The following is a 6,897-nucleotide window of genomic DNA, read 5'->3' on the forward strand; positions in this document are numbered from 1 at the left end:
TCCTGCGTTTTCGCGAGACGGCGGTGGTTGCCGAGCACGTCGCCCGATTCGCAGATCGGTCCGACGACCTGTACGAGCTCCGTCGCCAGTTCGTCGATGCGCGAGAGATTGACGATCTCGTGGTAGGCCTCGTACAGCGCGGGCCGGATCAGCGTGTGCATGCCAGCATCGACACCAACATAGCGGAACTCGCCCTTGCGCTTGAGCTGGTTCACGCGCGCGAGCAGCACGCCCGCGTCGGCGACGAGAAAGCGGCCCGGCTCGCTCCACAGTTTGAACTGCGGGTACGCGGCCTTCACTTCGGCGAGCCCTGCGGCGACGGCTTCGAGATCGAGTGGCGCCTCGTCGGCGCGCGCGGGCACGCCGTAGCCGCCACCGACGTTGAGCGAAGCGACGGTGCCGATCTTCTCGGCGATGCTCGCATGGTGGGCGAACACTTCCTTCCAATGCTTCGCATCGAGAATGCCCGAGCCGAGATGCGCGTGCAGGCCGACGATGCGCACGTTGTGCTGTTTGGCCAGGCTCAAGAATTCGTCGAGCTCGCTCAGCGACAAGCCGAATTTCGATTCGGCACCGCCGGTCTTGACCTTGTCGTGATGGCCGCGGGTGAAGTCGAGGTCGAGGCGCAACTCGATGTCGCGCCCGCCGAACAGGTCGCCCCAGTGCTCGAGCGGATGCAGGTTGTCGACGGTGATGCGCGCACCGGCCGCGATGCCGGCCGCGTAGTCCGCGCGCGAGCAGAAATTCGGCGTGTAGAGGATGTCGACGGCGGCGCCGAAGATTTCGCGCACATGCGCGATTTCGCCGGGCGAGACGCATTCGAGGCCGAAACCGGCGGCAGCGATCTCGCGCAGGATCGCCGGATGCGAATTCGCCTTGATCGCGTAGAACCAGCGATCGACCGCTTTGATCGTGCCGCGCAGCGCCTGCGCCTGCGCGCGTACCGTGGCGAGGTCGTACACGTAATGCGGCGTCGCCTGATCCGCCAGCTTGAGCAGCTCGTCGCGGCGCGTGCGCCACCAAGGCGCATTCTGCACTTGTTTCTTTTTATACAAATCCACCCAGCTCGGACCGAACACGGCCGAGTCTTCCACGCGCATCGCCTCGGCCTTGATCAGCAGGTCGTGCAACTGCGGCACGAGATCGGAAGCGGCACTCTCGTCGACGACGAAGGTCAGGTTCAGATTGTTCGACGACTGCGAAATCAAATGCACGCGCAGCGAGCCGAATTCGGCGAGGATCGTCGAGAACTTGTGCAGCATCGAACGCATGCCGCGCCCGACCAGGGTGATCGCCGCGCACGGCGCAATCACTTTCACCCGGCAGATTTCGGCGAGGTCGGTGCACAGCGCCGAAAGCACGTCGGTGTTGACCAGGTTCTCGCTCGGATCGAGCGAGACGGTGACGTTGGTTTCCGCCGTACCGACGAGGTCGATCGACAGGCCATGGCGCTTGAAGATCTCGAACACGTCGGCGAGGAAGCCGACCTGCTGCCACATGCCGATCGATTCCATCGAGATCAGCGTGATGCCCGTGCGCTGCGAAATCGCCTTCACGCTCGGCAGCGCATCGGCCACCGCAGCGCCGATTTCCGTGCCGGCGAATTCGGGATAGTTCGTGTCCTTGATCGCGAGCGGCACGCCGGCCTCGCGCACCGGGTTGATGCAGCGCGGATGCAGCACCTTGGCGCCGGTCGTGGCGATTTCCTGCGCTTCCTCGTAGTCGAGCTTCGACAGCAGGCGCGCGTTCGGCACGCTGCGCGGATTGGCGCTGAACATGCCGGCGACGTCGGTCCAGATCTCGACGATCTCGGCGTCGAGCAGCGCGCCGAAATAGCTCGCCGAGGTGTCGGAACCGCCGCGGCCGAGAATGACGGTCTCGCCGGCCGCGTTGCGCGCCATGAAGCCCTGGGTGATGAAGGTTTCGCCGAGCGACGGCAGCTTGGCGATCAGCGCATCGTCGCGCGCGGTCGGCACTTGGGCAGAAAGATAGCGGCCCCAGGCGCCCTGGTTCGGCAGCGCTTCGCTGAGCAGATGCTCACGCGAATCGAGCCAGCGCGTCGCCAGGCCTGACGCGGTCAGATACGCAGCGCCGAGCGTCGAGGACATCATCTCGCCGAGCGCGAGCACTTCGGCCTGCCAGGTCAGTGCGCCTTCCGCACGGCGCGGATCGGCGAGCAATTGTTCGAGCTTCGCCAGCCAGGCGTCGAGGCCGCTCGCGTCTTTCAGTTCCAGTTCGGCGAACATCGCGCGGTGCCGCGCGATGATCTCGTCGGCCACGGCGCGGCACTTGCCGGCGTCGGCGTGGCCGTCACCCGATCCTAGCTCACACAGGGCCTTCAGTTTGTCCGTCGTCCCTGACAATGCGGAAACGACGATAAGAACGTGTTTGCCCTGCGCCCGTTTTCCCTTGGCGATCGCCGCGATCTTGTCCCAGCGCGGCCGCGTCGAAACGCTGGTGCCACCGAATTTGAGTACAACCCACTGGGCGCCGTTCAAGGGCGCGCTGATCTTATTCACAGCGACACACTCACGATGGTTCCTATTGTTGAGGAGACGAAAGCGGACAGCGCAATTCTGCGCAATGAACTAGCAATAGTAAGGCGAAATGCTGCGTTCGCACAGGCCGCCGCCATGGCCGTGCGCCCGCCCGTTTCCCCGGCTCATGTCCACAATTTTTATCGCGGCGCACCAAACAACCTGTAACAAATGTAAAATAAACTTAACGTTTGTGCACAGACAAAGGACTCCCGATGCTCGCAACCCTTCGCGCCAAAGCCCTTCCCGTCGCCATCGCCGCGCTGTTGGCGGTAACCACGGCGAATGCCCAGAACATCACGACCTCCGGCATCAACGGCCGCGTGCTCGACGCCGCGGGCAAGCCGGTCGCCGGCGCGGTGGTGACGATCGTGCACGTGCCCTCAGGCACCTCGAAGGAAGTGACGACCGATGCGGAAGGCCGCTATTCGGCCCAGGGCCTGCGCGTTGGCGGTCCGTTCGAGCTCAAGGCGAGCGAAGCTGGCAAGGCCGTCGCCGAGCAGCACGATGTCTATCTCCAGCTGGGCCAGCCGTCGTCGATCAACCTGGCAGCCGCTGCGGCCGCCGGCCCGGCGCAGCTCGAAGGTGTGACCGTCACCGCCTCGGCGCTGGCGACCACGTTCGCCGCCGACAACAAGGGCCTGGCGACGACGATTTCGCAGCGCCAGCTCGACGCCACACCGAAGGGCAACCGCTCGATCGACGACATCGTGCGCCTCGACCCGCGCGTGACCGTGATGGACCAGGGTGTCGGCTCGTTCTCGGCCATCGGCCAGAACAACTGCTACAACAACATCGCGGTCGACGGCGTGACCCAGGGCGACCCGTTCGGCCTCAACGCCAACGGCCTGCCCTACCTGAAGACGCCGATCTCGCCCGAGACGATCGCCGAGTACCACATCTCGACCGCGAACTACGACGTGATCGCCGACACCGTCGGCGCCGACGTCAACGCGGTGACCAAGTCGGGCACGAACCAGTTCCACGGCAGCGCCTACTATTCCTACCGCAATGCCGACAAGCTCGTCGGCAACGCCGGCTGGCTGCCGAAGGACAACCACAACTATCCGTATCGCAACTACTTTCAGGACTGGACCGGCGGCTTCACCGTCGGCGGTCCGATCATCAAGGACACGCTGTTCTTTTTCGTTTCGGCCGAGCATGAAAAGATGTCCGGCCTTGGTGCGGACTCGGCCAACGGCCTCGATCCCTCGCTCGGCAACGGCGCCTCGACCAGCGGCAAGATCTCGCCCGGGGATCTGCAGAAGGTCATCGACATCGCCAAGCAGCTCGGCCTGACGCCGGGCACGTTCGGCGGCGTGCTCGGACTCACGTTCGACGACAAGCGCTATCTCGGCAAGATCGACTGGAACATCTCCGATCGCCATCGCGCCAGCTTCACCTACCAGCAGACCAAGAACGTGCAGCCGGCCGTCGCCGGCAACAGCACGAACAGCGTCGGCCTGTCGAGCTACACCTACACCAAGGCGATCAAGACCGACAACTACGTCGTCCACCTGTTCGATGACTGGACCGACAGCTTCTCGACCGAGGCCAAGGTCGGCTACCAGCATTTCGTCCAGGACACGACCGCGCCATGGCAGCAGCCGCAGGTGGCGGTGAACCTGTCGGCTGCAGGCAACGGCCCGACCGTCAACCTCGGCGAGGAACAGTTCCGCCACTATAACCACATCGACACGAAGAAGACGAGCCTGTTCTTCGCCGGCACCTACACCGTCGGCGACCACGCGATCAAGGCCGGCGTCGACTACACCAGCACCAAGATCTACAACCTGTTCGGCCAGACCGAATTTGGCGCGTATACGTTCTGGGGACTCGACAACTTCGCCCACGGCATCTACAACCGCTATACCCTGTTCCATCCGGCGCCGGGCTACAGCCTGCCCGACATCGCCGGTGCCTGGACCTACACCCAGACCAGCCCGTTCATCCAGGACACCTGGCAGGCCACTCCGCAGCTGTCGTTGCAGTACGGCATCCGCGTCGATATTCCTGACGCGAACAAGAAGCCGGTCTACAACGCCGCGTTCGAAAAGGCCTTCGGCTATCCGAACAACTACATGATCAGCTCGAGCGCTGCGGTGATCGAACCGCGCGTGTCGTTCAACTACAACTTCGAAACCGAGTACAAGACCCAGCTGCGCGGTGGCGTCGGCGTGTTCCAGAGCGCGCCGCCGGCGGTGTGGCTGACCAATCCGTACCAGAACAACGGCGTCACCCTGCTCTCGTACGTGAACACCGACTACACCAAGGCAGCGTTCAGTCCGGATCCGTTCCACCAGAACATCCCGGCCGGCGGTGGCGCGGGTTCGGTCGACACGGTTTCCAAAGACTTCAAGCTGCCGACTTCGCTCAAAACCAGCATCGCGCTCGACCGCGAACTGCCATGGTGGGGCCTCGTCGCGACGGCCGAGTACGAGCACATCCAGGTGATGAACGGCATCCTCTACCAGGCGATCAACTTCGGTGCGCCGACCGGCACGCTGCCTGACGGCCGCAACCAGTATTGGAAGATTCCGGGCGAAGCGCCGAAGACCGCCGACGCGCTGGCCAACCAGAACCGCAGCTTCGCCACCTCGTCGACGCTGCTGACCAATACGCACGAAGGCAAGGCTGACTCGATCACGCTGTCGGTCGACAAGCCGTTCACCGACGGCCTCTCGGGCAACGTCGCGGTGACCTTCAGCCACGCCACCGACGTCGATCCGGGCATCGACACGATCGCGTTCAATGGCTACCAGCGCGTCGCGCGCGTGAACCCGAACGACAACCGCCCGGCGACGTCGAACTACAACGTGCCGCGCGCGTTCAAGGCCTCGTTGACCTGGCAGCACAACTTCTTCGGCGACTACAAGAGCACCATCTCGAGCTTCTACAGCGGCCGCAGCGGCAACAACTACACCTGGGTGTTCGGCAACGACGTCAACGGCGACAACATCTCGGCGTTCGATCCGGTCTACATCCCGAGCGCGAACGATCCGAAGGTGGCCTTCGCCACCGGCACCACGGCGGCGCAGATCCAGCAGTTCAACGATTTCCTCGGCTCCGACAAATACCTCAAGGACCATCGCGGCCAGATCGCCGGCCGCAACGGCGCGAAGAACGCGTGGATCAACCAGCTCGACCTCAGCCTCGCACAGGAAGTGCCGGGCCTCTGGGGCAAGGGCGAGCTGCGTCTGGACATCTTCAACTTCCTCAACCTGCTCAACAAGCACTGGGGCGACACGCAGGTGGTCAGCACGACCGGCTACCCGACGCGCATCCTCGCCAACTACGCCGGCGTCAATGCGCAGGGCCAGTACGTCTACTCGTTGCCGACCGACAAGAACGGCAACTACCAGCCGCAGCAGAAGGTGTACTACGACGGCGGCTTCCTCGATCCGAGCCGCACCGTGTCGCGCTGGTCGATGATGGCGACGCTGAAATACACGTTCTGATCCACCGCCACGCTTGAAAACCGAAAAGCGGCCCGCCCTGTGCGGGCCGCTTGCGTTTTCGGGCTGTGCCGACGGGCGACGCCTCTCGACAGCGGCGCGCGACTTCGCCATGCTCGCGACTGAAAACTGGGAAGCGCAAGCATGTCCGACGAAACCGCGACCGCATCGGCCTCGACGCCCGGCTACCTGCGCCGCCTCGGCGTCTGGGACGCGAGCATGATCGTGGTCGGCGGCGTGATCGGCTCGGGCATCTTCCGCGTGCCGGCGGCCGTGGCGAAGCAGACCGGCTCGGCGACCGAGCAATTGATCGCCTGGGCAGTCGGCGGCGTGATCGCGCTGATCGGCGCGCTGTCCTACGCCGAGCTCGGCGCGCGCCGGCCGAATGCGGGCGGCGGCTACGTCTACCTGCGCGAAGCATTCGGTCTCATCGTCGCCTTCGTCTACGGCTGGAACTTGCTGATCGTCAACCACTCGGGCGCAATCGCCGCGGTGTCGACCGTGTTCGTCGAATATCTCGGTGCCGCACTCGGCATCAAGATCGCCAATCCCGCGCCATGGGCGGTCGGCACCATCGTGTTCCTGACCGGGATCAACTGGTTCGGCATCCGCGCCGGATCGCTGGTGCAGAACATCCTCACCGTGCTCAAGCTGCTCGCGCTCGCCGTGCTGATCGCGGTCGGCCTTTCCGCTGGCGGTGCACCCGCGCCCGCGGCGCCGCCGCCACCGTTGCATCCGCTGACCTTCTTCGGCGCGCTGATGCCAGTGCTGTTCTCGTACGGCGGCTGGTACTACGTCAACGACATCGCCGGCGAGATCCGCGAGCCGCACCGTAATCTGCCGCGCTCGCTCATTTTCGGCATGCTGCTGGTGGCGGCGTGCTACCTGCTCGCGAACGCGGCGTA

3 protein-coding genes are annotated in these 6,897 nt (G+C 64.5%); 2 read left to right on the plus strand and 1 reads right to left on the minus strand.

Translation table 11 applies throughout. The features are described from left to right. A partial coding sequence (locus tag VF497_RS14705; protein ID WP_330890022.1) for a bifunctional aspartate kinase/diaminopimelate decarboxylase occupies window positions 1-2,519 on the minus strand: 2,519 nt, incomplete at its 3' end. A gap of 233 nt (window positions 2,520-2,752) precedes the next feature. On the opposite strand from VF497_RS14705, the gene VF497_RS14710 reads away from it, so the two are divergent. Together VF497_RS14710 and VF497_RS14715 are read left to right on the plus strand one after the other, a co-directional pair. After that, complete coding sequence (locus tag VF497_RS14710) at window positions 2,753-5,995, plus strand: TonB-dependent receptor (RefSeq protein ID WP_330890024.1); 3,243 nt, start codon at window positions 2,753-2,755, stop codon at window positions 5,993-5,995. A 141-nt stretch (window positions 5,996-6,136) separates the two neighbouring features. Continuing rightward, on the plus strand, window positions 6,137-6,897 hold a 761-nt coding region (locus VF497_RS14715), incomplete at its 3' end, for an amino acid permease (protein ID WP_330890027.1).

It is taken from the genome of Rudaea sp. (assembly GCF_036383415.1).
Classification (GTDB): Bacteria; Pseudomonadota; Gammaproteobacteria; order Xanthomonadales; family Rhodanobacteraceae; genus Rudaea.